Consider the following 24,171-nt stretch of genomic DNA (forward strand, 5'->3'; position numbering starts at 1 on the left):
GGGGTCAGGACGGGTCGGCGCGCTGCGCCAGCGAGGGCTCGGTGGAGGTGCGTTCCGGCTGGAGGTCGTCGCTCTCCGCGTCCCGCGCCAGGGCGGCGTCCCGGGTCAACGGGACGCCTTCCCGGGTGCCGGTCTCGTTCGTGTCCTCGGCGCCGGTGCCCAGGTCGCTGTTGTCACCCGTCCCGGAAGCCGTGGGAACGTCCTGCTGGATGCGGCCGCTGCCGCCGGGGTCGCTCATCGCTGGTCTCCTCGCGTGGACGTCGTCCTCCGCCCATGCCCGCGATGTCCCGGCGCCATGCACCGCCGTCCTTCCTCAGAACGCGGCTTCGTCGACGTCCATGAGGGTGTTGTCGGTGTGCTCGACGATGAACCGCTCGCTGGTCAGCGCGGGCAGCACCTGGGCACAGAAGAACCGGGTGGCGGCGAGCTTGCCCTCGTAGAAGTGCCGGTCGGACTCCGACACCTCGCCGTCCAGCGCGGTCAGCGCGACCTCGGACTGGCGGACGAGCAGCCAGGCGGTGATCAGGTCGCCGGTGGCCAGCAGCAGCCGGGAGGTGTTCTGGCCGACCTCGTAGAGCTTGCGGACGTCGGTCTGCGCCGCGCTGAGCTGGCCGAACATCGCCGTCAGCATGCCCTGGACGTCGCCGAGCGCGGTCGCCAGCAGCGCCCGCTCCTCCTTGAGCCGCCCGTTGCCGGCCTCGGCCGTGATCGTCCCCTGGACCTGTTCGGCCAGCCAGGTCAGCGCGACCCCGCCGTCCCGGACGACCTTGCGGAAGAAGAAGTCCTGGCCCTGGATGGCCGTGGTCCCCTCGTAGAGGGTGTCGATCTTGGCGTCCCGGATGTACTGCTCGATCGGGTGGTCCTGCAGGTAGCCCGAGCCGCCGAGCGTCTGCAGCGACTCGGCGGTGAGCAGCTGGGTGGCCCGCTCGGAGCCGTGGCCCTTGACGATCGGCAGCAGCAGGTCGTTGACCTTGGCGGCGAGGAGGGCCTCGGGGCTGCCGGCCGTGCCGGCGGCCTCGGCCTCCATCACCTGGTCGCGGAAGGTGGCGGTGTACAGGTAGAGCGCGCGCATGCCCTCGGCGTAGGCCTTCTGCAGCATCAGCGAGCGCCGGACGTCGGGGTGGTGGGTGATGGTGACCCGCGGGGCGTCCTTGACCGTGGCGGTGAGGTCGGCTCCCTGGACGCGGTCCTTCGCGTAGGCGAGGGCGACCTGGTAGCCGGCGGAGAGAGTCGCGATCGCCTTGGTGCCGACGAACATCCGGGCGTACTCGATCACCTTGAACATCTGGGCGATGCCGTCGTGCACGTCGCCGACCAGCCAGCCCTGCGCCGGCACCGGGCCGTCACCGAAGCTCAGCTCGCAGGTGGTGGACACCTTGAGGCCCATCTTCTTCTCCACGCCGGTCACGTACACGCCGTTGCGCTCGCCGAGCGCGCCGGTGGCCAGGTCCACGTGGAACTTGGGGACGACGAAGAGCGACAGCCCCTTGGTGCCCGGCTTGGCGCCCTCGGGCCGGGCCAGCACCAGGTGGACGATGTTGTCGCTCAGGTCGTGCTCGGCGGAGGTGATGAACCGCTTCACCCCGGTGAGGTGCCAGGAGCCGTCGGGCTGCTGCACCGCCTTCGTCCGCCCGGCCCCGACGTCGGAGCCGGCCTCGGGCTCGGTGAGCACCATGGTGGCGCCCCAGAGGTGCTCGATCATCAGCTCGGCCAGCCGCTGCTGGTCCGGGGTGCCGAGGGAGTGCAGGATCGCTGCGAACGTGGGGCCGGACCCGTACATGAACGCCGCCGGGTTGGCGCCGAGCAGCATCTCGAAGGCGGCCCAGCGCAGGCTGAACGGTGCGCCGAAGCCGCCGAGCTCGTCGGGCAGGTCCAGCCGCCACCACTCGCCGGCGTTGACCGCCCGGACCGACGCCTTGAACGACTCGGGCAGCGTCACGGAGTGCGTGGCCGCGTCGAACACCGGCGGGTTCCGGTCGGCGTCGGTGAAGGAGTCGGCGAGCGGGCCCTCGGCGAGCCGCCGGACCTCGGCCAGCACCCCGCGGGCGGTCTCGGCGTCCATCTGCTCGAACGGTCCGGTGCCGAACCTGTCCTTGCTGCTCTGGAACTCGAACAGGTTGAACTCGAGGTCGCGCAGGTTCGCCGTGTAGTGGCCCATGGGGGTGCTCCCGTGCTCGCCGGTCGGACGCGAGCAGGTCGTACTCGCGGGTAACAAGAGACGGTATTACCGACCGGTAACCACAGCAAGCACCCCCGCGGCGCCTCGTCCCGCGGGGTCAGTCCGCCGGGCGGGCGTCGGGCTCGGTCTCCGGGGGCGGGTACACCGGGCCGGCCATGCCGTCGGCGCCGTCGTCCCCCGGGGTGGGGGAGACGGCACCGCCCAGGGGCGCCACATCGTGCTCGGCCTGGCCGTGCTCGTCCGGCCGGTCCTGCGGGGAGCTGGTCATGCCCCGAGTCTCGACCGCGGGACGGTCGGCGGCGAGCCGGGCGGCTCAGCCGTCCAGGGCCGGCCCGGCCTCGTGGCGGGGGTGGCCGGCGGTCCGCTCGCGCTGCTTCATCCGGGCCTCGAACACGTGCCGCGCACCGTCGCTGAGCTCGTCCCGGGCACGCTGGTCGAAGGCTCGGTAGGTGCTCCAGTAGTTCGCGTCGTAGTCCTCGACGAGCTGGAAGGTCCACCGGTCGGCGATCACGTTGCGGCCGACGAGGTCGCGCTCGAGGTCGGCGGCCAGCTCGGCGTGCCCGGCGTCGCGGAGGCCGGCGACGGCGTCCTGCAGGAGCAGGTCGGCCTTGCCGGTGAGCTGGTGGAAGCCGTACAGCAGGCCGCGGGCCTGCTCGACGGTCTCGAGGGACTCGGAGAGCTTGCCCAGGGCGGCGACGGTGGCCTCGTCGAGGTCCGGGCGCGAACGGTCGGTCACCGGTCCATCGTGCGGGTGGAGGCGCCGGTCTGCCCGTCGGCCTTGGAGCGGGGCCCTTCCTCAGGCGGCGGCGATGGCGGCGTCGATCAGCTTCTCGGCCAGCTGGCGACCGTGCGAGGCAGGACCGTCGGGGCCGAGCAGGCCGCCGGAGAGGTACATCCCGTCGATGATCAGGTGCACCTGGGCGGCGAGGTCGTCACCGCCGCCGGGGATGAGCTGGTCGGCCAGGCCCTCGAGCCGGGCGTGCAGCTCGAACTTGTAGTCGGCGGCCGCGCTGCGGGCCGGGTGCTGCGGGTCGTCGTACTCGCTGCTGACGTTGGTGAACGGGCAGCCGCGGAAGCCGACGCGGGTGACGTCGGCCTCGACGGCGTCGACCACGGAGAGGAGCGCGGCCCGCGGGTCGTCCTGGCGCTCGTCCAGCGCGGCGTCGATGTAGGCCAGCACGGTGGCGGCCTTGCGCGAGAGGTAGGCACCGACCAGGTCGTCCTTGCTCTTGAAGAGCCGGTAGACCGTCATCTTGCCCAGGCCGGTCTCGCGGACGAGCTCGTCCATCCCCACGCTGCGCGAGCTGCGCGCCGAGAAGAGGCGCTCGGCCGTGTCCAGGACGATCTCCTGCCGTTCCGCGCGGGAGCGGCGGGCCGGCAGGGCGCCGTCCTCGGGTGCGTGGAGGGGGAGGGCTGCGGCGGTCACGGTCTGATCGTGCAGCACGCCGTGACGGAGCGGTCCACGGCACGCCGAGGGGTACGGGCCCCTGACCAGCACCTCCGGGGCGGGAGGAGCACCCCGGGGCGGTGGGGGACCGTGAGGCAGTTGTGACTCTCCGCGGTGACTCTCCGCGTGGGGAGCCGGCCGGGCGTGATCAGGCGCGGCGGGTGCGCCGGGGGTTGGCCAGCATCCGGGCGACCGCCGCCTGCTGCGGGGTCTGCTCCTCGCCGGAGGTGGTGGTGTCGTCGAGCTGCTCGTCGCGGGCGTCTACGTACATGCCCTCACCCTCCCCTGCCGGGCGGGCCGGAAAACGGTCGCGGCCCAGGTCGACCCCCATCGGGTGGTGAGACCTCGCTCACCTGGTGCGGTCGGGCACCAGGTGTGGGACGTCGAGCACCGGGGCGGAGGTCTCCCGCGGCACGCGGTCCCAGGTGAGGAGCAGGGTCACCGCCCAGGTCAGGACGGCGAGGGTGGTCACGAAGAAGCTCGGCGGCAGGTTCACCATCGCCGAGAGCACCAGACCTGACCAGACGCTGCCCAGGGCGATGGCCACGGCGATCGCGGCCACCAGCCCGGGCCGGGCGGTCATCCGCAGCGCCGCCGCGGCCGGGGTCACCACCAGCGCGAACAGCAGCAGCGTGCCCACCACCTGCACGGCCATCGTGATGGTCAGCGCGAGCAGGACGACGAAGGCCACGCCCAGGGCCCGGACCGGGACCCCGCGGGCCTCGGCCACGGTCGGGTCCACCGAGGCGAAGACGAGGGGCCGGGCGATGACCGCGAGCACGCCGACGACGAGCAGGGTGAACCCGCCGAAGACCCACAGCTGATCGGTGGAGATGGCCAGCAGGTTGCCGAACAGCACGGTGGTGGTGGCGCTGGCGTTGGCCGTGGCCAGCGAGGCGAACAGCACGCCGAGGCCGGTGGCGAACGCGAGGATCGTGCCGGTGGCCACCTCCCGGTCGGCCACCCGCTTGCCGAACAGCCCGATCAACAGCCCGCCACCGACGCAGAACACCGCCAGGCCCAGCGTCACCGGGGCGCCGACCAGGATCGCGCCGGTCGCGCCGGGGAAGCCGATGTGGGCCAGTGCGTGGGCGGCGAAGGCGTTCTGCCGGGTGACGACGAACCAGCCCATCAGTCCGGCGGCCAGCGCGACCATCGAACCGCCGAGCAGGGCGTGCTGCATGAACGTGGTCTGCAGCACCTGCAGCCAGTTCTCCTGGAAGGTGACCACGGCTCAACCGCCCCTGGTGAAGAGATCGCCCTGCGCGGTGCGCACCACCCGGACCGGGGTGCCGTACAGGTGGGTGAGCAGGTCCTCGGTGACGACGGCGTCGATCGGGTCGTGGTGCGGGTGCCCGTCGAGCAGGTAGACGGCGTCGGTGAGCACGGGCAGCAGCGGGTTGAGGTCGTGCGCGACGACCATCACCGTGACCCGGCGCTCGCGGGTGAGCTCGCCGAGCAGCGTGACCACCTCGTGCTGGTTGCGCAGGTCCAGGTTGGCCAGCGGCTCGTCCAGCAGCAGCAGCTCGGCGTCGTCGACGATCGCCTGGGCGATCGCGACCCGCTGCTGCTGGCCGCCGGAGAGCTCCGACATCCGCCGGTCGGCGTAGCCGGCGGCGCCGACCCGGTCGAGCGCCTCGTCGACCCGGGCCCGCTCGGCGGCCGAGGCGCGGCGCAGCCCGAAGCGACCCCCGGTCAGGCCGAGCATGACCAGGTCGCGGGCGCGCACCGCCTCGCCCAGTGCGGCGGTGTAGTTCTGCGGCACGTAGCCGATCCGGCGGTCCCCCCGGCTGGGGGTGCGGCCGAGCACCTCGACCCGCCCGCCGGCCGGCGGCAGCATGCCGAGGACGAGCTGGAACAGCGTGGTCTTCCCGGCGCCGTTGGGGCCGATGACCCCGACCACGGCACCGGTGGGCACGGTGAGCGTGCCCTGCGACCAGACCAGCCGGCCGCCGCGGACCACCGAGACGTCGTCGAGGACGAGCGCCGGTGGCCGCGCGGCGGGCCGGTCGACCGTCGGTACGTCTGTCACTGACCCCCACCGAGTGCGTTCGACAGCTGCTGCAGCTGGTCCAGCTGCCAGGACACGAAGGACGGCTCCCCGTCCGGCGCCGACTCGGTGACCTCGACGACCGGCACCCCGGCCGTCTCCGCCGCGGCGCGCAGCTGCTCGGGGACGCTGCCCTCCGTCTGGGAGTTGTACACCAGGACGTCGACCGAGCCGTCGGTCAGCGCCGCCTCGAACGCGGCCACGTCGCCGGGCGCCGGGTCCGTCTCGTTGCTGGCGGCGTCCCGGTAGCCCTCGGGGGTCGCGTCGGTCAGGCCGATGGCCTCGGCGGTGTACTGGAACACGCTCTCGGTGGCGGCGTACGAGCGGCCGGCGGCGGAGGACTGCAGGCTCTCCAGCTCGTCCAGGTAGGGCTGCAGGTCTGCCTCCCAGGCCTCGGCCTGCTCGGCGAAGTGGTCGGCGGCGTCGGGCGACAGCTCGCTGAGCTGCTCGGTCACCGCGCCGGCGACGGTCTGGACGTACTCCGGGGAGTACCACAGGTGCGGGTTGACCCCGCCGTGGCCGTGCCCCTCCTCGGCGTGCTCGCCCTCCTCCTCGGCGTGCTCGCCCTCTTCTTCGGCGTGCTCCTCGCCCTCGATGCCGACCACCTCGGCCGCGTCGACGACGGCCGGCGCGGGGTCGAGGGTGGCGACGGCGTCGGCGGCCCAGTGGTCGTAGTCGGCGCCGTTGAGCACGACCAGCTCGGCGTCGGTGAACGCGGCGATGTCGGCGGCCGTCGCCTCGTAGTCGTGCGGGTCGACGGCCGAGGAGGCGAGCACGGTGGTGACGTTGGTGCAGTCCCCGCCCAGTTGCTCGACGATCGAGCCCCACTGGCTCACCGAGGCGACGACGTCGAGCACCTCGCCGGGGCAGCTCTCCGCGTCCGCTGCGCTGGTGGTGGTCCCCGCGCCGGCGTCGGAAGCCCCACAGGCGGCGAGGGTCAGCGTGGCGGTGGCGGCCAGGGCGGTGAGCGCCGGTCGGCGGAGCAGGGCGTGGCGGGGCACGGTGGGTCCTCACTGATGGGGCTACTGGGAATGGTCGTCACAATCAGTATCACCCCAGCCGTGCCCTGCGTCGATGTCGGTCCCCCCACAGCGGACCCCGCCCCGGCCCCGGGCGGGATCAGGCCCCGGTCACCCGGTTCTCCGGGTCCACGCCCGCCGCCGGGTCACCGCCCTCGGCCGGCTGCTCGGGGTGCGGCGTGCGGCCGGTCTCCTGCGGCTCCTCCATGGGGTCGCCCTCGGCCGGCTCGGCGGGGTGGGGGGTGCGTCCGGTGTTCTCGGTCATGGCCGTCCCGTGCCCCCGCCCGCCGGGGCGCAATCATCAGCCGACGGGCGTCGCCGCGGGGGTCTGGGACAGCAGCGCCTGGACCTCGTCGTCGTCCGGCAGGGCACCGCGCGCGCCGGCGCCGGTCGTCGACAGCGCCGCTGCGGTGACGGCGTAGCGGACGGCATCGGCCAGCGTCTCGCCGCGGTCCAGGGCGCTGCTCAGCGCACCGCAGAAGCAGTCGCCGGCACCGGTGGTGTCCACCGGCTCGACCGGCGGGGGCCCCTGCACGTGCGCCGGGCCCTCCGCCGGCACCACCAGTGCGCCCCGTGCTCCCAGGGTGACCACCACCGACCGCACGCCCAGCTCGCGGGCCAGCTCGGCCAGCTCGCCGGGGGAGAGCTCGCCGGACGGCGCACCGGTCAGCCGGCGCAGCTCGTGCTCGTTGGGCACCAGGACGTCGACCCGGGCCAGCAGGTCGGCCGGCAGCGGCTGCGGCGGTGCGGGGTTGAGGACGACGGTGCCCCGGGTGGCCGCGGCGGCCGCCTGCACCGTGTCCAGCGGGGTCTCCAGCTGGAGCAGCAGCACGCCGGCGCGGTGCACCGACTCCACGTCGACGTCCGCGGGGGTCAGCTCGGCGTTGGCGCCGGGCACCACCACGATCAGGTTCTCCCCGCCGGCGGCCTCGACCGGGATCACCGCCGACCCGGTGGGCACGCCTTCGGTGCGGTGCACCCGCCCCACGTTGACCCGTGCATCGGCGAGCGCGGCGAGCTGCCGGCCGGCCGCCGGGTCGGTGCCGACCCGGCCGACCATGTGCACCCCGGTGCCCAGCCGGCCGGCGGCGGCGGCCTGGTTGGCGCCCTTGCCGCCCGGCAGGACCGCGACCGAGGAGCCGATGACGGTCTCCCCGCGGCCGGGCAGCCGGTCGACGGTCACCACGACGTCCTCGTTGAGGCTCCCCACCACGGTCACGGACACGGCACGCTCCCGGTGGTCACCACGGCACCAGCGTAGAGAGGCTGCTCAGTCGGCCGCCGCCGTCCGCCGCTGTCGCAGCGGCAACCCGTACCAGGTGGTCAGCCCGATGAGGACGATCGCCGCGCACACCGTGATCGCCGGCCACCGCCCGAGCACCACGTCCAGCACCAGCAGCACCGCGCTGGTGATGCCGGTGAGGAGCAGGGTCAGCCCGACCACCAGCGACCGGTCGGCGAATCGGACGATCGCCGCCTTCTGCCGCCGCCGGAACAGCATCCGGTGGAAGGAGACGGGGGCGATGAGGACCACCGTGGCCGTGGCGGTGCTGATCATCGTGACCGCGTAGACCGTCGTCCCGAAGGTGCCCAGGTCGGCGAAGCGGGACTGGAACGGCAGGGTCAGCAGGAAGGCGAACAGCACCTGGACGGCGGTGATCGCCACCCGGATCTCCTGCAGCACCTCGTTGACGTTGCGGTCCAGCACCTCGTCGGGTGTCTCACCGCGGGCCAGGGCGGTCCGTTCGGCCTCGCTCCGTTTCTCCGCCACCCGCCTGCGGTACCGCAGGCGCAGCCGATCGACACCCGGGGAGACGCTCATGCCCGACCGCCAGGCCGAGGACGCCGACAGCACCCGCCGTGAGTTCGGCGAGGCGGTGAACATGACCGCCGGGGAGCTGGAGGGGTGGCTGGAGAGCGAGGAGTCGCAGTCGGTGGGGCAGAAGAGCGGCGGGGCCGGGGAGTCCACCGGGCACGAGTCCGGCCGGCGGATCGTGCAGCTGCTGCGCACGAAGAAGGCCGACCTCACCGAGGACGACCTGGCCCACATGCGCAAGGTGCACGGCTACGTGCAGCGGCACCTGGCCCAGGAGCCCGCCAAGGAGGACGTCGAGACGTCGAGGTGGCGGTGGTCGTTGATGAACTGGGGTCACGACCCGCTCAAGGGCAAGTAGCGTCGCCGGCGTGCAGCGCAACGACCCGGCGCAGTACGACCAGCTGGCCGACCAGTGGTGGGACCCGCACGGCGGCTTCGCGATGCTCCAGTGGATCGCCGCGTCGCGGGCCGGCCACGTGCCCCCGGCGTCGGCACCCGGGGCCGTCCTCGTCGACCTGGCCTGCGGTGGTGGCCTGATGGCCCCGCACGTGCAGCGGCTGGGGTACCGGCACGTCGGCGTCGACATCGGGCTGGCCGGGCTGGAGGTCGCCCGCCGACACGCGGTCTCCGTCGTCCGGGGGTCGGTGCTGGAGGTGCCGCTGGCCGACGGGTGCGCCGACGTCGTCACCGCCGGGGAGATCCTCGAGCACGTCGCGGACCCCGGGCAGGTGCTCGCCGAGAGCGCCCGGCTGCTCAAGCCAGGTGGTCTGCTGGTCATCGACTCGATCGCGGACTCCCGGCTCGCCCCGCTGGTGGCGGTCCGGATCGCCGAGCGGCTGCCCGGTGGGCCGCCGCCGGGCATCCACGACCCGGCGCTGTTCGTCGACCGGCGGGCGCTGCTGGCCACCGCGGACCGGCTGGGGCTGGACCTCCGGTTGGTCGGCCTGCGCCCCTCGGTGCGGGACCTGGTCGCCTGGCGGCGGGGACGCCGGGACAGCGTGCGGATGCGCACCATGCCCTGGACCGGCGTCCTCTTCGCCGGCTCGGCGACCAAGCGCCCGGAGCCCGTCGCCGAGCAGCGGACGCCGGGGTCCGCACGTACGGTCAGGGCATGACCGTCAGCGGCCCCGTGTCCCCGAACGCGCCGGGAACGGCCTGGTGACCGCCGCAGTCGTCACCGGTTCGGGTCGCGCCCTGCCGCCCAGCTACCAGCAGGGCGAGGTGTGGGACGGGTACTTCTCCGCGAAGTACGCCGGGCTGCGGGCCGCCGAGCGGGTGTTCCGCGGCGCCGGCGTCCGCAGCCGGCACGCCGTGGTCAACCCCGTCGACGAGGACGTGTCGCAGTGGGGCACCGGGGCGCGGATGGAGCGCTACGTCACCGAGGGGCTCCCGCTGGGCAAGCAGGCAGTCGCGACCGCGCTGGACGCCGCCGGGCTGGCGCCCGGGGACGTCGGGCAGTTCGCCGTCGCCACCTGCACCGGGTACGCCACCCCGGGTCTGGACATCCGGCTGGCCAGCGACCTGGGCATGCCCCTCGGGTTACAGCGGCTGCTCGTGGGCCACATGGGCTGTTACGCGGCCCTGCCCGGGCTGGCTGCCGTGAGCGACTTCGTCACGGCACGTTCCCGGCCGGCCGTGCTGTTGTGCCTCGAGCTGACCAGCCTGCACGTGCAACCGGCCGTCGCCGACCTGGAGCAGGTCGTCACCCACGCGCTGTTCAGCGACGCCGCGGCCGCGATCGTCGTCGAGCCCGCCGCGCGGCGGGGCCGGCGGGTGGCCGGGATGGTCGCCCGCACCGACCACGCCACCGCCGACCACATGACCTGGGACGTCACCGACCTCGGCTTCCGGATGGGGCTGTCGCCCCGGGTGCCCGACGTGCTCGCCCGGCACGTCGGCGGGGTGGTCGAGGAGCTTCTGACCGAGGCGGGCCTGCGCGTCGAGGACGTCGCGGGGTGGGCGGTCCACCCAGGGGGGCCGCGGATCCTGGACGTCGTCCGGGACGAGCTGGGGCTCACCGAGGAGCAGATGGCGCCGTCACGACGGGTGCTCGCCGAGCACGGCAACTGCTCGTCGGCGACGGTGCTGCTGGTGCTCGACGAGCTCGCCGACGTCGACGGCCCGGTGGTCGCGATGGCCTTCGGTCCGGGCCTGACCCTCTACGCCACCCTGCTGCTCCCGGCCTGACCCGAACTCCCCGGCCGTCTACCTGGGCTGGCCGGCCGTCACCTGGGCTGGCCGCAGCCTGGGTCAACCTGCTCGAGCTGACGTTGAGCCGCGCCACGACGCGGCTCAACGTCAGCTCACCCGGCTCAACCCGCGGTGCAGCGGGCCGCCGGCGGCCGGCTGGCGACGCCGAGCCGGCCCTCAGCCGCCCAGGTGAGCTTGCTTGGGCGCCAGGCCGCGCAGCGCCTCGGCGGCGACCCGGTCGCGGTCGGCACCGCCGGCGGCGACCACCGCCGCCCCGACCAGGCCCTCGACCAGCGGGGCCGCGCTGAGCACCACCCGCGCCCGGACGTCGTCGTCCAGCAGCTCCAGCGCCGTCTCGGCCGACATCACCGCGCTGCCCAGGTCCATCAGCACGACCACGCCGTCCCCGGTGTCGGCGGCGGCGATGGCCGTGGAGACGGCGACCGCGTCGGTGCCCAGCCCGCCGTCGTCGGTGCCGGCGGCCACCTCGATGGCCAGGGTCGAGTTCGGCAGCATCTGCCGGGCCAGCTCGACCGCCGCGTCGGCCAGCGGTCGGCTGTGCGAGACGACGACGATGCCCACGGCGGCCACGGTCAGCTCCTCCCCAGCGTCGCCGCGGCGGCCTCGACCAGCAGCACCGCCGACTCGGCCCCCGGGTCGACGTGGTCCGCGCTCCGCTCGCCCAGGTAGCTGGCCCGGCCCTTGCGGGCGACCAGCGGCGTCACCGAGTCGCGCCCCCGTGCCGCGGCGTCCGCGGCCGCGCGCAGCGCCGTGTCCAGCTCCTGCCCGGCGCCGATCGCCTCGGTGAGGGCGTCGGCCGCGGGCAGCAGCGCGTCCACCATCGTCTTGTCCTGCAGCTCGGCCTTGCCGCGGGCGACGACGCCCTCGACGCCGGCCCGGAACGCGGCGGCGAAGGCGGCCGGTGAGCCGTCGTCCAGCGCGCCGGACATCCGCAGGAAGAGCGTCCCGTAGAGGGGGCCGCTGGTGCCGCCCACCTTGCTGATCATGGTCATCGCGACCGTCTTCAACAGCGCCGCACCGTCGGCCGGCGGGCTGGCGTCGAGGGCGGCGACGGCCGCGGTCATCCCGCGGTGCATGTTCGTGCCGTGGTCGGCGTCGCCGATGGCGGAGTCCAGCTCGGTCAGCTCGTCGCGGTGCTCGGTGACGGCGCGGGCGTACTCGCGCACCCAGGCGCCGAGGGCGTCGGTCTCCACCGTGGCCATGCTCAGACCCCCCACCGCAGCGCCGGCGTGCGCACCGGGGCGTCCCAGAGCCGGATCAGCTCGTCGTCGAGCTTGAGCAAGGTGATCGAGCAGCCGGCCATCTCCAGGCTGGTCATGTAGGAGCCGACCAGCGAGCGGGCCACGGTGACACCGGCCTTGGCCAGCGCCGCCTGCACCTCGGCGTACACGACGTAGAGCTCGAGCAGCGGCGTGCCGCCCATCCCGTTGACGAAGGCGAGCACCCCGTCTCCTCCGGTGAAGTCCAGGTCGGCCAGCACCGGCTCCAGCAGCATCTCGGCGACCTCGCGCGCCGGGGCGACCGGTACCCGGCGGCGACCCGGCTCGCCGTGGATGCCCACGCCCAGCTCCATCTCCCCCGCGGGCAGGTCGAAGGTGGGCTTGCCGGCGGACGGCACGGTGCAGGAGGTGAGCGCCATGCCCATGCTGCGGCCCTGCCCGTTGACCCGGCGGGCCACCTCGGCGACCTCGGCCAGCGGGCGGCCCTGCTCGGCGGCGGCACCGGCCAGCTTCTCCACCAGCACGGTGACGCCCACGCCGCGCCGGCCGGCGGTGTAGAGGCTGTCCTGGACGGCGACGTCGTCGTCGGTGACGACGGAGACCACCTCGGTGCCGGACTCGGCGGCCACCAGCTCGGCGGCCATCTCGAAGTTCATCACGTCGCCGGTGTAGTTCTTCACGATGTGCAGCACGCCGGCGCCTGCGTCGACCCCCTGGGTCGCCGCGACCATCTGGTCCGGGACGGGGGAGGTGAACACCTCACCGGCGCAGGCGGCGTCGAGCATGCCGAGCCCGACGAACCCACCGTGCAGGGGCTCGTGCCCGGAGCCGCCTCCGGAGACCAGGCCGACCTTGCCCGCCACCGGCGCATCGCCGCGGAAGACGACCCGGTGTTCGCTGTCGATCCGCAGCTCCGGGTGTGCTGCGGCCATGCCGCGCAGGGCGTCGTCGACGACGTCTGCCGGGTCGTTGATGAGCTTCTTCATCGCGGGCTCCTGATCATGGGGGACCAGCGAACCGTAGGAGTGGTGCAGCTCTCAGGGCAAACCCCTCCCGGTCCGCATGGTCGCACCGGCCCGGCGGGGGCTGTGCACCGATTCGTGATCTGGAGCACACTCGGGCTCACATGCTCTCCGCCGCATGCACGACGACGAGTCGGGCGCGGGAGGGCGGCACGACCCAGGACCCGCTCAACCCCCCAGGACAGAGGAGCTCCCAGATGGCTGGCAACAGAGGCGTTGCGTACATCGAGCCCGGCAAGGTCGAGGTGCACGAGACCGACTACCCGAAGCTGGAACTGCAGGACGGACCGGGGGTGAACCCGGCCAACGTGGGCCGCAAGCTGAACCACGGGGTGATCCTGAAGGTGGTCACCACCAACATCTGCGGCAGCGACCAGCACATGGTGCGCGGCCGGACGACGGCGCCACCGAACCTGGTGCTCGGCCACGAGATCCTCGGCGAGGTCGTCGAGAAGGGGTCCGACGTCGAGTTCATCGAGGTGGGCGACCTCTGCTCGGTGCCGTTCAACATCGCCTGCGGGCGCTGTCGCAACTGCAAGGAGGGCAAGACCGGGATCTGCCTGAACGTGAACCCGGCCCGTCCCGGAGCGGCCTACGGGTACGTGGACATGGGCGGCTGGGTCGGCGGGCAGGCCGAGTACGTGACGGTGCCCTACGCCGACTGGAACCTGCTGAAGTTCCCGGACAAGGACCAGGCCATGGAGAAGATCCTGGACTTGACCATGCTGTCGGACATCTTCCCGACCGGGTTCCACGGGGCGGTCACCGCCGGGGTGAAGCCCGGCTCGACCGTGTACATCGCCGGGGCCGGCCCGGTGGGGCTGGCGGCGGCCGCCGGTGCGCAGCTGCTGGGTGCCTCGGTGGTGATCGTCGCCGACCTCGTCGAGCAGCGGCTGGCCCAGGCGCGCAGCTTCGGCTGCGAGACCGTCGACGTGTCCAAGGGCTCGCCGCAGGACCAGATCGAGCAGATCCTCGGCGAGCCGCAGGTGGACGCCGCCGTCGACGCGGTGGGCTTCGAGGCCCGCGGCCACGGTGAGGGAGCGGGCAAGGAGGCGCCGGCGACGGTGCTGAACTCGCTGATGGAGGTGACCGCGGCCGGCGGTGCCATCGGCATCCCGGGGCTCTACGTCACCGGCGACCCCGGGGGCATCGACGAGGCCGCCAAGGTCGGCTCGCTGTCGCTGAGCCTGGGCACCGGCTGGGCGAAGTCGCTCTCCTTCACCACCGGTCAGTGCCCGGTGATGCGCTACAACCTGGGGCTGATGAAGGCGATCCTCAACGACAAGGTGCAGATCGCGAAGGCGGTCAACGCCACGACCATCTCGCTGGACGAGGCGCCGCAGGGGTACCAGGACTTCGACTCCGGTGCGGCGAAGAAGTACGTGATCGACCCGCACGGGATGGTCGGCAAGAAGGCCGCCTAGGACGACGCGGGCCCGGGGCGGGTGCCCCGGGCCCGCGTGTCACCACAGGTCACCCCGGCGCCAGTCGCAGACCAGCCGGTCGGTGGGGTCCAGCGGTGCCGGGGTGGCCGGGGTGGGCAGCACGAACACCGGTTCACCCGGGGTGGCGACCACGCCTTCGGGGGTCAGTGCCGCCAGGTCGCCGGACCACGGGAGCCACCCGCGCGCGCCGTACAGCCGGGCGCCGTCCTCGCTGGCGGCCAGCGCGCCGAGCTCGAAGCCGCCCCGGACGAACCGTTCCGCCTCGGTCATCACGGCCGCGCCGACGCCGCGGCGGCGCAGGGTGGCCGCGGTGGCGACGGCCTCGACGTAGCCGGTCCGCAGCGTCCGGCCGGCAGTGATGAGCTGGCGGACGACGACGGCGGCATGCCCGGCCAGCTCGCCGTCCACGGTGGCCAGCACGTGCACGCCGCCGAGGGCGTGGGACCAGTCGTCGTCGCTGAACCCGCCGGTGAACGCCGTGTCGAGGAAGCCTCGCAGCCGGTCGAGCTCGGCCGCGGAGAGGTCGGCGGTGGGGGCGCTGCGGACGGTGACCGTCGTGCGGGTGTGGCTCACCGGACCAGCTTCGCGGAGGCGTCGCCGTGCCGCCCGGGAGGGGCGCTGGAGGAGGAGAGCGGGTGACGAGAATCGAACTCGCACTGTCAGCTTGGGAAGCTGATGTTCTACCATTGAACTACACCCGCGGCAGGTCAGTGACCTGTCGGAGAGCTTAGCAAGACAGTCGCCCCCGACCGGTACCCGGTCGGGGGCGACGGCGTCTCAGCTGCGCAGAGCACCCCCCCTCGGCAGTTCGTGCTCCAGCCCGGCGGCCAGGACGAGCCGCCCAAGGTGAGGGGCGCCCGGCATCAGCCCCGCATCGCCCCGAGGAAGCCGGTCATCTCCGAACGCAGCTTCTCCGCCATCCGGGACAGCCCGGTGGTGTCGGTCCCGGCCGGCCCCAGCGACGCGGAGCCGTCGACCGCCGCGGCGATCCCGTCCACCAGCCCGTTCATCTCCGTCACGGTGTTCCCGACGTTGCTCATCACGGTCGCGACGTCGTCGCAGGCCGCGCGCACCGACTCCACCTGGGTGGTGACCCGCTCGGTGGCCCGGGCGGTCTGGTCGGCGAGGTCCTTGACCTCCGAGGCGACGACGGCGAAGCCCTTGCCCGCCTCGCCGGCGCGGGCAGCCTCGATCGTGGCGTTGAGCGCGAGCAGTCGGGTCTGGTCGGCCACCGTCTCGATCAGGGCGATGACCTGCTGGATCTCGGTCGAGGAGCGGTCGAGGGAGGTGATCGAGTCCCGGGCGCGGTCGACCTCGGTGCTCGCCGCGGTCGCCGCACCGGTGAGGCCGGCAGCCGAGGCGCTGAGCTCGGTCGCGGCGGTCGCCACGCCCTCGCTCATCGCCAGGACGACCGACTCGAACTCGTCGGCCAGCCGCAGCTGGTGGTCGCGGGCCTCGACCACACGGCCGGCGCTGGACCGCATGGCCTCCCGGGCGGCGTTGATGTCCGAGGCGCTCTGCCGGTAGGCGCCGGGCAGTCCGGTGAGCAGCACCTGCCGGTGGAACCGGCCCTCGGCGGCCGAGGTCAGCGCGGCGCTGGACTCCCGGATGAAGGCGTCGGAGACGTCGAGCGCCCGGTTGACGCTGTGCTGCAGCGCGACGAGCTCGGCGACGTCGTCCGAACCCGGCACCGGACGGCTGCGCGCCTCCAGGTCGCCGCGGGCCGCTGCATCGCAGGCCTCGGTCAGCTGCTGGACGAAGGCCCGGTAGACGGCCAGCTCGGCGGCGTCGTCCCGAGACCCGCCGCGGGGGGTGCGTCGTGCCATCTCAGTCGCCCTTCTCACTGATGACCGACCAGATGAAGTCCTCGTAGCTGGGCGCCCGTTCGGCGATCAGCCGATGCAGCAGCTCGCTCGACGCAGCGACCGCGGCCCGCGCGGTCGGGTGCCGTCGCTCCTCGGCGAGCAGCTGGTCGTAGAGCGGCTTGACCGCGGCGATCCCGGCCCGGGAGGGGCAGCGCCGGTTGGAGTGGTAGCCCACGACGGAGCCGTCGGGCGCGTAGGACGGCGTGACGTGCGCGAGCACCCAGTAGTGGGCGCCGTCGGCGGCCAGGTTGTCGATGTAGGCGAACAGCTCCTGCCGCCGGGCCAGGGTCTCCCACAGCAGGGCGAACACCGCGCGCGGCATGCCCGGGTGCCGGATCAGGTTGTGCGGCTGCCCGATGACCTCGTCGAGGGAGTACGCGCCGACCCGCAGGAACACGTCGTTGGCGTAGGTGATCACCCCGCGGGCGTCCGTCTTGGAGACGATCAGCTCGTCGGGGGAGAACGTGCGTTCCACCCCGGTCGGCCGCACTGCACGGCTTCCCGTGCGAGGACTGTCCGGTGTTGCTGTCGTCAGGACCACGGGCCCCTGCTTCCGTCCACTGCCGTTCCGGCACTCGGTTGTCTCCCGGCTACATCGGCGGGGCCCCGGCGCTGTTGACCCGGGTCGGCCGAGACGGGACCAAGGTCCCGAACCGGCCGGTCCCTAGACTCCGCGCCATGCTGCTGTCCGACCGCGACATCCGAGCGGCCCTGGCGACCGGCCGGCTCGGGATCGAGCCCTACGAGCCGGCGATGGTGCAGCCCTCGAGCATCGACGTCCGGCTCGACCGGTTCTTCCGGGTCTTCAACAACGCCCGGTACACCCACATCGACCCGGCGGAGCAGCAGGACGACCTGACCACCCTGGTCGAGCCGACCGGCGACGACGCCTTCGTGCTGCACCCGGGCGAGTTCGTGCTCGGGTCGACGCTGGAGGTCGTCCGCATCCCCGACGACCTGGCCGCCCGGCTGGAGGGCAAGTCCTCCCTGGGCCGGCTCGGGCTGCTCACCCACTCGACGGCGGGGTTCGTCGACCCCGGGTTCTCCGGGCACATCACGCTGGAGCTGTCCAACGTGGCGAACCTGCCGATCACGCTGTGGCCGGGGATGAAGATCGGCCAGCTGTGCCTGTTCCAGCTGAGCTCGGCCGCCGAGCACCCCTACGGCTCGGCGGTCTACGGCTCGCGCTACCAGGACCAGCGCGGCCCGACGCCGTCCCGGTCCTTCCGCAACTTCAACCGGGCCGAGACCCGCCGCCCCGACCCGGCCTGACCCGTCTCCCGGGTGGCGGGTGTCCGACCCCTCGGTGAACGGTGGCGCGAGGCCGGATGACGGGCCGCCTTCCGGGGTAGGGCTGGCCCATGGACCCCCGGGACACCGCTGTTCTCCTGCCTCAACCGTCGGGCAACCACGTCGTGGACGGCTCCTTCGACTGCGCCGAGGAGTCGGCGCACTACGCGTTCTCGGTCCAGCTCCTGCTGACCCAGTACGCGACCCTCGTGCCCTGGCAGGCCGAGGGCGTGGCGGAGCTCGGCAGCGGTGACGCGCGGGCCATCGCGCACGTCGTGCGGGCGGTGCCCGGGTTGCAGGTGCACGGCACCGACATCAGCGCGACGTCGGTCGAGCGGGCCCGGCAGACGATCGGCGGCCTCGGCGTCAGCGACCGCTACACCGTCGAGCACGGTGACTTCTTCGCCTGGGCCGACTCCCCGGCCGGGCGGGACGTCTCCACGGTGATCGCCAACCCGCCCTACATCCCCGCGCCGGACGCCGACATCCTGATGCCCGAGCTCTGGGGCGGCTGGTATGGCAACGACATGGTCCTCCGGCTGCTCAAGGCCGGTTTCGAGCACCTGCTGGTCGCGCTGCCCAGCTACTCCGATCCCGCCGCCACCCTGTCGACGGCGCGCGACCTCGGGTACCAGGTGGCCAACTTCCTGGCGATGGGCCTGGAGTTCGGGGCCTACAGCGGGGAGTCGAAGGTCCGCGAGCACATCGCCGCGCTGACCGCGGAGGGGCACGGCTGGGCGGGCGAGGACTCCTACGTCGTCGCCGTCGCGCTGCTGACCCGGTCACCGGAGCTGCGCCGGGACCGGTCGACCGAACTGCTGCGCGCCCTGCAGCTGCCGGTCTGAGCCCGGTCCGTCAGCGCTCGGTCCGCGGGAGGAGGACCGGTGGTTCGGCACCGGCGACCTCGGTCTCCGGGAAGTCGCCGGGGAGAGCGACCGGGCCGACGAGCCCGGGCACCTCGTCGTCGACGTACCGCGGTCGGCAGATGCTCCAGCCGGTGACCAGCAGCAGCCCGACCCCGGCGTAGACCAGCACGAACATGCCGGTGTACCCGCCGGTGACGCCCCGCAGCAGGCCGACCATCAGCGGGCCCACCCCGGCCAGCGCGTACCCCCAGCCCTGGGCGACGGTGGACAGAGCGCTCACCGACTCCGGGGTGCGGCCGCGCAGCCCGAAGAGGGCCAGGATCATCGCGAACGTGCCCATGCCCAGCCCCAGCAGGCAGACCCACAGCCAGGTCAGCGTGAGCGGGGCCAGCAGCAGGCCGGTCCAGCCGGCCAGGTAGCAGGCGACGAAGGCCAGCAGCATCGGCCGCTGCCACCGGGGCCGCACCGTGCCGAGCGGGACGACGGCGTTGAGCGGGATGACGATCAGCGCGTTCAGCCCGACCAGGAACCCGGCGGCCTCCGCGGACATGCCCTCGTCGCGGAGGTACTGCGCCGTCCAGCCGACGATGACGTAGGCCTGCATCGCCTGCAGCCCGAAGAAGGCGGCCATCGTCCAGGCCAGCCGACTGCGCCGGAGCTTCCGCAGCCGCACCGCGGTGTGCCCGCCCCGGGAGGCGCCGGGCCGGACCGGGACGGCGAGCCAGGGCAGCGCCGCGAGCAGGGCGAACACCGCCCAGATGCCCAGTCCCCAGCGCCAGCCGTCGGCGCCGGCGGCCGCGGCGATCGGCGCCGTGGAGACGGCGGCGACCGCCCCGCCGATCGCCAGCGCGGTGCTGTAGGCGCCCACCAGCAGACCGGTGCGGTCCGGGAACCACCGTTTGACCAGGCCGGGCAGCAGCACGTTGCCCAGCGCGCCGCCGACCATCGTGGCCACCGTGCCGAGCAGGAACACCCACACGTTGGGCACCGACACCCGCAGCAGCAGCCCGATCGCCATGACCAGCAGGGCCGCGGCCAGCACGTGCCCGTCCCGGAACCGGGCGGCCAGGGGCGGGCCGGCAAAGCCGATCAGCGTGAAGCAGAGCAGCGGCATGCTGGTGATCAGTCCGGCGAGGCCGGAGGAGATGCCCAGGCCGCGCTCGATCTCCTGCAGCACCGGGCCGACGCTGTTGACCGCGGTCCGCAGGTTGAACCCGGTCAGCACGATCGCCGTCCCGACCAGGACCAGCCCCTGCCGGGACGAGGTGCGCGGCGGCAGCGAGGCGGCGGCGCGGGTCACGTCCGGTCATCTTCCTCCCCGAGCCGCCGCAGCCCGGGAGCCGGGTCGGGGCCGGGGCGCGTCGGGTCAGCGGGTGTCGGTCACCGTGACCGGGACCTCGGCCACCTGCTCGGTCGTGCCGTCGTCGGCGACCCGCAGCATCACCAGGTCGTGGACGCCGTCACCGGCCGGGGCGGCCAGCTGCAGGACCGGACTCAGGCACTGGGGCAGCCGGAACGCCGGTCCGGCCGCGGTCTGGGTGTAGCTGACGGTGCTGCCGGCGTCGCCGCGGACCGGCTCGCCGTCCAGGGTCATCACGTAGTCGACGTCCTCGGCCCCGGTCACCCGGAACTGCAGCGGCTGGCCCGCGGCCACGACACTGCTGGCCACGGCGATCCGTGGGTCGTCGCAGTCGGCGGTGAGGGTCACGTCCTCAGCCCCCCGGCCGCCGGCGACGGCGAGCACCGTCATCGCCACGATCGCGACGGCCAGCCAGGTCCAGTGCCGGCTGCGCCGGATCGTCGGGCGGTCGTCGGCCAGCGCGCGCTCGTCGTTGACGTCGCGGGCGTAGTGCATCCGGGTGCTGCGGGAGGCCGCGGCGCGCTCGGCCTCGCCCCGATGACGGCCGCCGCCGTACGGAGAGCTCATGCCGCCCAGTGTCCCTCCGGCTCGTCTCCCTGCACCGACGACTTTCCCCCCGCACCAGCGTTCGTGCGGGGGGACGGTCGCTGATCAGGTCACCTGATCACTGCTCGGCGCCGGGGTGCGCTAGCTGTGCTGGGTGGCGGCGGAGCCGGTGCCGGCCGGGTCGTCGGGCTCGGTGCCCACGCCGGGGCCGGACTCCGTGCCCGGTGCGCCCGCGGGGGCCATCGAGCGGAGCAGGATCTGGCTGACGTCCAGGACCTCGACGTGCGACTTCGCCTCGCCGGCCTGCTGCTTGCTGGTCACCGCGTCGCTCAGCATGGTGATGCAGAACGGGCACGCGGTGGAGATGACGTCCGGGTCCAGCTCGAGCGCCTCCTCGGTGCGCTCGACGTTGATCCGCTTGCCGATCTTCTCCTCCATCCACATCCGCGCGCCGCCGGCGCCGCAGCAGAAGCCGCGGTCCTTGCAGCGGTGCATCTCCTGGGTGGTCAGGCCCTGCACGGAGTCGAGGATCTCCCGCGGGGGCGTGTAGACCTTGTTGTGCCGGCCGAGGAAGCACGGGTCGTGGTACGTGACCTTGCGGTCGATCGGGGTGACCGGGGTCAGCCGCCCCTCCTCGACCAGCTGGCCGAGCAGCTGGGTGTGGTGGACGACGTCGTAGTCGCCGCCCAGCTGCGGGTACTCGCGGTTGATCGAGTTGAAGCAGTGCGGGCAGGTGGCGACGATCTTCCGCCGTCCGGCCGGGCGCTCCTCGAAGACGGCGTTCAGCGTCTCCACGTTCTCCTGCGCCAGCTGCTGGAACAGGAACTCGTTGCCCATCCGGCGGGCCGGGTCACCCGAGCAGGTCTCCCCGTTGCCCAGGACGGCGAACTCCACGTCGGCGATGTGCAGCAGCTCGGCGACGGCCTTGGTGACCTTCTTGGCGCGGTCGTCGATGGCGCCGGCGCAGCCGACCCAGAACAGGTACTCGACGTCGTCGTCGATGGCGCCCTCGACCTGCCGGACCTCGAAGTCCAGCTCCTTCATCCACTCCTCGCGGATGTTGCCGCCCACGCCCCACGGGTTCCCGCGGTTCTCCAGGTTGCGCATCATCACGCCGGCCTCGGAGGGGAAGCTCGACTCGATCAGCACCTGGTAGCGGCGCATGTCCATGATGTGGTCGACGTGCTCGATGTCGACCGGGCACTGCTCGACGCAGGCACCGCAGTTGGTGCAGCTCCACAGCACGTCGGGGTCGATGACCCCGCCCTCCTCGAGGGTGCCGACCAGCGGGCGGTGCGCCTGGGCGTCGTTGGTGCCCTCGATCCGGGCGTAGCCCGACGCCCAGACCTGCTCGTCGCTGGGCTCCAGGGTGGTGAAGTCGGCGAAGTTCGGGGCCTCGTCGGAGGCCTTGGTCGCGCCGGTCAGGTACGGGGCCTTGGCGTACAGGTGGTCCCGCAGGTCCATGATCACCATCTTGGGCGACAGCGGCTTGCCGGTGTTCCAGGCCGGGCACTGGCTCTGGCACCGCCCGCACTCGGTGCAGGTGGTGAAGTCCAGCATCCCCTTCCAGGTGAAGTCCTCGATCTTGCCCCGACCGAAGACGTCGTCCTCGCCGGGGTCCTCGAAGTCGATCGGCTTGCCGCCCGAGGTCATCGCCGGCAGCGGGCCGAGGGCCTGGGAGCCGTCGTCCTCACGCTTGAAGTAGATGTTGAAGAACGCGCTGAACCGGTGCCAGGCGACGCCCATGTTGAGCACTCGGGAGATGGTGATCAGCCAGCCCAGGCTCACCACGATCTTGACGAACGCGACGACCGACAGCAGGTCGGGGCTGGCCGGGGCGACGTTCGCCAGCAGCCCGGAGACCGGGTGCGACCAGGCCGGCGCGTCGGTCAGGTCGGCGGAGACCTTGATCGCGCGGATCAGCAGGATGCAGATGCCGATGGTCAGGACGACGGCCTCGACGAAGTAGCCGCGCCCCTCGTTGGACCCGGCGAACCGGCTGGCCCGGCCCTGCCGGCGCGGGTGGTCGAGCTGCCGCCGGACGATCAGGTACAGGATGCCGAGCACCGTGGCCGCGCCGATCAGGTCGACGAACAGGTTCCACAGCGCCCACTCGCCGATCAGCGGGAGGTGCCACTCGGGGTCGAAGACCTCCCCGAACGCCTCGACGAGGGTGAGGAAGAGGCCGTAGAACCCGATGAAGACGAACCAGTGGGCCGCGCCGATGGCCGACCACTTGAGCATCCGGGTGTGCCCCAGCGACTCGACCGCCAGCGTCTTCAGCCGCGGACCGACCGGGCCGGAGCGGGTCGGGTCGGGCTGGCCGCTGCGGAAGATCCGCAGCATCGCGCGGACGGCCTTGGTGGCGTAGACCACCGAGACGATCAGCAGGATCACGGCCAGCGTGCCGAGGACGATCTGCAACGGGCCCATGAGCTCCCTCTCGTGCGTGCGCGGGCGTCGTCGCCCACCCGGCACGGACACTAACCGGGCGGCCACAGGCTACTCGCGGGTAACCCCCAGACCCCGCGCCCGTACCGCCGCCGGCCTCACCTCCCGGGGCCCGGCCTCACGTTGTGCGGTGAGGACGGCGCCCGACGAGTGCGGTCGGCCGTGCACGGTCAACCGACGCGCGGTCAACCGACGCGCGGTCGGCCGATGGCCCGGGGAACGGCGGTGAAGCGGCGATCGACCGGACCGGCGACGCCGAGCATGCCGCGCAGTCGCCGGTCGAGTGCGTCCCATCCGCGGTCGACGTCCTCGTCGGCGATCCGCACCACCCGGACGTCCAGGGAGCGCAGCGCGTCCTCCCGCCGCTTCTCCTCCCACAGCACCTGCCCGGGCGTGCGACCACGCCAGGGGTCGGTGTACTTCAGCTTCCCGTCGAACTCCAGGGCGATCGCCGCGTCGTCGTACCAGCCGTCGACCACGGCGAGGAGCCGGCCGTCTGACCAGATCTCGACCTGCGGCTGGAACACCGGCAGGCCCGCGCCGACGCCCCGCAATCGGCCGCGTGTCTCCAGCGGTGACTCGGCTCGGCCGTCGGCGAGGGCGACGGCCCGGACCGCGCGGGGGCACCAGGCCAGTGGCGGGCGAGGGCGAGGGCGTCCCGGAGCTCCGCCGACGTCGTCTGTCCGGCGAGCAGCCCGGCGTCCATCGCGATGACCGCGTCCTCCAGCGGCCACTCGCGGCTGCAGTCGACCAGGGTGCGGGCCGGGGAGGTCAGTGGGACCGGTCCGCGGTGCGCCCGGTGCTCCGGCGGCACGGGGGCGCAGGCCATCCGGTAGTCGGCCGTGCGGCGCCACTGGTGTGGATCGGTGAGCCGGACGGTGCCGGGCTCGCGCCGGGGGACCGGCCAGTCCCACACCCGCGCCGCAGAGGCGTGGCTGACGACGGCGGTGGGGCGGGCCAGCGACGTCAGCACGGCCAGGCACTCGACGGCGTGCCGGACGCCGTCCCGCTCGGTCACCGCCAGGTCCTCGGCCGTGGTGTAGACCCCCTGGCGCAGTCGTACCCACCGCCCCGAGGAGCGGAGGGCGCGGATCTCGTCGGGGCCGTAGCCGGCGGAGCGCGCCTCTGCGACGGAGAAGACGCCCATCCGACCGTTCGCCGCATGCCTCAGTGCCGGGTGCACCGAGGCAGTCTCGGCGATCACCGACGTTGGGGGTCGGCCAAGCCGGGTACCTGTGGACGACGGCCCGCCTGCCCGCTCGCCGTCCTCACCTCCCGGGGGCGAGCCGCACCTCCTGCGGTGAGGACGGCGCCCTGTACGTGGGGGGCGCGTCACGCGCAGCGCCCCGGGAACACAGTCGCCACCCATGCCGTTAGGCTGGGC

The 24,171-nt window shown here is 73.3% G+C and carries 29 protein-coding genes and 1 tRNA gene; 6 read left to right on the forward strand and 24 right to left on the reverse strand.

Annotated elements, in window-relative coordinates:
• Nucleotides 1-4: 4 nt before the first annotated feature.
• From O2W20_RS02895 to O2W20_RS02950, 12 genes are all read right to left on the reverse strand, one after another.
• Nucleotides 5-238, reverse strand: a complete 234-nt coding sequence (locus O2W20_RS02895; RefSeq protein WP_269170249.1) for a hypothetical protein — start codon at nucleotides 236-238, stop codon at nucleotides 5-7.
• A gap of 75 nt (nucleotides 239-313) precedes the next feature.
• On the reverse strand, nucleotides 314-2,158 hold the full coding sequence (locus tag O2W20_RS02900; protein WP_269170250.1) for an acyl-CoA dehydrogenase: 1,845 nt from the start codon (nucleotides 2,156-2,158) through the stop codon (nucleotides 314-316).
• Between the two features lie 118 nt (nucleotides 2,159-2,276).
• Complete coding sequence (locus tag O2W20_RS02905; RefSeq protein ID WP_269170251.1) at nucleotides 2,277-2,447, reverse strand: hypothetical protein; 171 nt, start codon at nucleotides 2,445-2,447, stop codon at nucleotides 2,277-2,279.
• Between the two features lie 45 nt (nucleotides 2,448-2,492).
• Nucleotides 2,493-2,915: a hypothetical protein gene (locus O2W20_RS02910; RefSeq protein ID WP_269170252.1), complete on the reverse strand. Its 423-nt coding sequence runs from the start codon at nucleotides 2,913-2,915 to the stop codon at nucleotides 2,493-2,495.
• 60 nt (nucleotides 2,916-2,975) lie between these two features.
• Nucleotides 2,976-3,605, reverse strand: a complete 630-nt coding sequence (locus tag O2W20_RS02915; RefSeq protein WP_269170253.1) for a TetR/AcrR family transcriptional regulator — start codon at nucleotides 3,603-3,605, stop codon at nucleotides 2,976-2,978.
• A gap of 169 nt (nucleotides 3,606-3,774) precedes the next feature.
• Nucleotides 3,775-3,897 carry a hypothetical protein gene (locus tag O2W20_RS02920; RefSeq protein ID WP_269170254.1) on the reverse strand — a complete coding sequence of 41 codons (123 nt, stop codon included), beginning with the start codon at nucleotides 3,895-3,897 and terminating at the stop codon, nucleotides 3,775-3,777.
• Between the two features lie 78 nt (nucleotides 3,898-3,975).
• Entirely contained in the window at nucleotides 3,976-4,857 is an 882-nt protein-coding gene (locus O2W20_RS02925) for a metal ABC transporter permease (protein ID WP_269170255.1), read from the reverse strand.
• Nucleotides 4,858-4,860: 3 nt separating this feature from the next.
• On the reverse strand, nucleotides 4,861-5,658 hold the full coding sequence (locus O2W20_RS02930; RefSeq protein ID WP_269170256.1) for a metal ABC transporter ATP-binding protein: 798 nt from the start codon (nucleotides 5,656-5,658) through the stop codon (nucleotides 4,861-4,863).
• Nucleotides 5,655-6,677: a metal ABC transporter solute-binding protein, Zn/Mn family gene (locus O2W20_RS02935; RefSeq protein WP_269170257.1), complete on the reverse strand. Its 1,023-nt coding sequence runs from the start codon at nucleotides 6,675-6,677 to the stop codon at nucleotides 5,655-5,657. Before O2W20_RS02935 ends, O2W20_RS02930 begins: the two co-directional genes overlap by 4 nt.
• 118 nt (nucleotides 6,678-6,795) lie before the next feature.
• Nucleotides 6,796-6,960, reverse strand: a complete 165-nt coding sequence (locus tag O2W20_RS02940; protein WP_269170258.1) for a hypothetical protein — start codon at nucleotides 6,958-6,960, stop codon at nucleotides 6,796-6,798.
• A gap of 36 nt (nucleotides 6,961-6,996) precedes the next feature.
• Entirely contained in the window at nucleotides 6,997-7,920 is a 924-nt protein-coding gene (locus tag O2W20_RS02945; protein ID WP_269170259.1) for a ribokinase, read from the reverse strand.
• Between the two features lie 45 nt (nucleotides 7,921-7,965).
• Nucleotides 7,966-8,517 carry a DUF6328 family protein gene (locus tag O2W20_RS02950; protein ID WP_269170260.1) on the reverse strand — a complete coding sequence of 184 codons (552 nt, stop codon included), beginning with the start codon at nucleotides 8,515-8,517 and terminating at the stop codon, nucleotides 7,966-7,968.
• On the opposite strand from O2W20_RS02950, the gene O2W20_RS02955 reads away from it, so the two are divergent.
• From O2W20_RS02955 to O2W20_RS02965, 3 genes are read left to right on the forward strand one after another with little or no spacing between them, the layout of a single operon-like run.
• Nucleotides 8,516-8,869 (forward strand): DUF3140 domain-containing protein, encoded by a 354-nt coding sequence (locus O2W20_RS02955; protein WP_269170261.1) that lies wholly within the window; start codon nucleotides 8,516-8,518, stop codon nucleotides 8,867-8,869. The two genes, O2W20_RS02950 and O2W20_RS02955, sit on opposite strands and share 2 nt — an antisense overlap.
• A 10-nt stretch (nucleotides 8,870-8,879) precedes the next feature.
• Nucleotides 8,880-9,626, forward strand: coding sequence for a methyltransferase domain-containing protein (locus tag O2W20_RS02960; protein WP_269170262.1), 747 nt, complete (start codon nucleotides 8,880-8,882; stop codon nucleotides 9,624-9,626).
• A 43-nt stretch (nucleotides 9,627-9,669) separates the two neighbouring features.
• A complete protein-coding gene (locus O2W20_RS02965; protein ID WP_269170263.1) occupies nucleotides 9,670-10,698 on the forward strand; it encodes a type III polyketide synthase in 1,029 nt (342 codons plus the stop codon).
• Between the two features lie 180 nt (nucleotides 10,699-10,878).
• On the opposite strand, the gene dhaM is transcribed toward O2W20_RS02965, so the two are convergent.
• The 3 genes from dhaM to dhaK are packed head-to-tail and all read right to left on the reverse strand — an operon-like array spanning nucleotide 10,879 to nucleotide 12,928.
• Complete coding sequence (dhaM, locus tag O2W20_RS02970; protein WP_269170264.1) at nucleotides 10,879-11,292, reverse strand: dihydroxyacetone kinase phosphoryl donor subunit DhaM; 414 nt, start codon at nucleotides 11,290-11,292, stop codon at nucleotides 10,879-10,881.
• 2 nt (nucleotides 11,293-11,294) lie between these two features.
• On the reverse strand, nucleotides 11,295-11,924 hold the full coding sequence (dhaL, locus tag O2W20_RS02975) for a dihydroxyacetone kinase subunit DhaL (protein WP_269170265.1): 630 nt from the start codon (nucleotides 11,922-11,924) through the stop codon (nucleotides 11,295-11,297).
• A 2-nt stretch (nucleotides 11,925-11,926) separates the two neighbouring features.
• On the reverse strand, nucleotides 11,927-12,928 hold the full coding sequence (gene dhaK / locus O2W20_RS02980; protein ID WP_269170266.1) for a dihydroxyacetone kinase subunit DhaK: 1,002 nt from the start codon (nucleotides 12,926-12,928) through the stop codon (nucleotides 11,927-11,929).
• Between the two features lie 233 nt (nucleotides 12,929-13,161).
• Between dhaK and fdhA the strand changes: the two genes are divergently transcribed.
• Nucleotides 13,162-14,388, forward strand: coding sequence for a formaldehyde dehydrogenase, glutathione-independent (gene fdhA / locus O2W20_RS02985; protein WP_269170267.1), 1,227 nt, complete (start codon nucleotides 13,162-13,164; stop codon nucleotides 14,386-14,388).
• A 39-nt stretch (nucleotides 14,389-14,427) separates the two neighbouring features.
• Here fdhA and O2W20_RS02990 read toward each other — a convergent pair whose 3' ends face one another.
• The 4 genes from O2W20_RS02990 to O2W20_RS03005 all read right to left on the reverse strand — a co-directional run bounded on the left by O2W20_RS02990 (nucleotide 14,428) and on the right by O2W20_RS03005 (nucleotide 16,749).
• On the reverse strand, nucleotides 14,428-14,982 hold the full coding sequence (locus O2W20_RS02990; RefSeq protein WP_269170268.1) for a GNAT family N-acetyltransferase: 555 nt from the start codon (nucleotides 14,980-14,982) through the stop codon (nucleotides 14,428-14,430).
• A gap of 57 nt (nucleotides 14,983-15,039) precedes the next feature.
• Nucleotides 15,040-15,110: transfer RNA gene (locus O2W20_RS02995), tRNA-Gly, on the reverse strand.
• Nucleotides 15,111-15,272: 162 nt separating this feature from the next.
• A complete protein-coding gene (locus O2W20_RS03000; protein ID WP_269170269.1) occupies nucleotides 15,273-16,235 on the reverse strand; it encodes a methyl-accepting chemotaxis protein in 963 nt (320 codons plus the stop codon).
• Between the two features lies 1 nt (nucleotide 16,236).
• Nucleotides 16,237-16,749 carry a PAS domain-containing protein gene (locus tag O2W20_RS03005; RefSeq protein ID WP_269170270.1) on the reverse strand — a complete coding sequence of 171 codons (513 nt, stop codon included), beginning with the start codon at nucleotides 16,747-16,749 and terminating at the stop codon, nucleotides 16,237-16,239.
• Nucleotides 16,750-16,952: 203 nt separating this feature from the next.
• Between O2W20_RS03005 and dcd the strand changes: the two genes are divergently transcribed.
• Entirely contained in the window at nucleotides 16,953-17,546 is a 594-nt protein-coding gene (gene dcd / locus O2W20_RS03010) for a dCTP deaminase (RefSeq protein ID WP_269170271.1), read from the forward strand.
• 89 nt (nucleotides 17,547-17,635) lie between these two features.
• Nucleotides 17,636-18,409: a methyltransferase domain-containing protein gene (locus O2W20_RS03015; RefSeq protein ID WP_269170272.1), complete on the forward strand. Its 774-nt coding sequence runs from the start codon at nucleotides 17,636-17,638 to the stop codon at nucleotides 18,407-18,409.
• 10 nt (nucleotides 18,410-18,419) lie between these two features.
• On the opposite strand, the gene O2W20_RS03020 is transcribed toward O2W20_RS03015, so the two are convergent.
• The 5 genes from O2W20_RS03020 to O2W20_RS03040 all read right to left on the reverse strand — a co-directional run bounded on the left by O2W20_RS03020 (nucleotide 18,420) and on the right by O2W20_RS03040 (nucleotide 24,156).
• The gene (locus tag O2W20_RS03020; RefSeq protein WP_269170273.1) at nucleotides 18,420-19,730 is read right to left on the reverse strand and encodes an MFS transporter; all 1,311 of its coding nucleotides are present in this window, start codon (nucleotides 19,728-19,730) and stop codon (nucleotides 18,420-18,422) included.
• A gap of 66 nt (nucleotides 19,731-19,796) precedes the next feature.
• Complete coding sequence (locus O2W20_RS03025) at nucleotides 19,797-20,357, reverse strand: hypothetical protein (RefSeq protein ID WP_269170274.1); 561 nt, start codon at nucleotides 20,355-20,357, stop codon at nucleotides 19,797-19,799.
• 120 nt (nucleotides 20,358-20,477) lie between these two features.
• A complete protein-coding gene (locus O2W20_RS03030) occupies nucleotides 20,478-22,769 on the reverse strand; it encodes a (Fe-S)-binding protein (RefSeq protein WP_269170275.1) in 2,292 nt (763 codons plus the stop codon).
• A gap of 203 nt (nucleotides 22,770-22,972) precedes the next feature.
• Nucleotides 22,973-23,314, reverse strand: coding sequence for a hypothetical protein (locus tag O2W20_RS03035; protein WP_269171015.1), 342 nt, complete (start codon nucleotides 23,312-23,314; stop codon nucleotides 22,973-22,975).
• Nucleotides 23,209-24,156, reverse strand: coding sequence for a type IV toxin-antitoxin system AbiEi family antitoxin domain-containing protein (locus O2W20_RS03040; RefSeq protein WP_331254097.1), 948 nt, complete (start codon nucleotides 24,154-24,156; stop codon nucleotides 23,209-23,211). Before O2W20_RS03040 ends, O2W20_RS03035 begins: the two co-directional genes overlap by 106 nt.
• Nucleotides 24,157-24,171 lie beyond the last annotated feature (15 nt).

Origin of the sequence: Modestobacter sp. VKM Ac-2982 (assembly GCF_026967935.1) — a bacterium.
GTDB lineage: Bacteria > Actinomycetota > Actinomycetes > Mycobacteriales > Geodermatophilaceae > Modestobacter.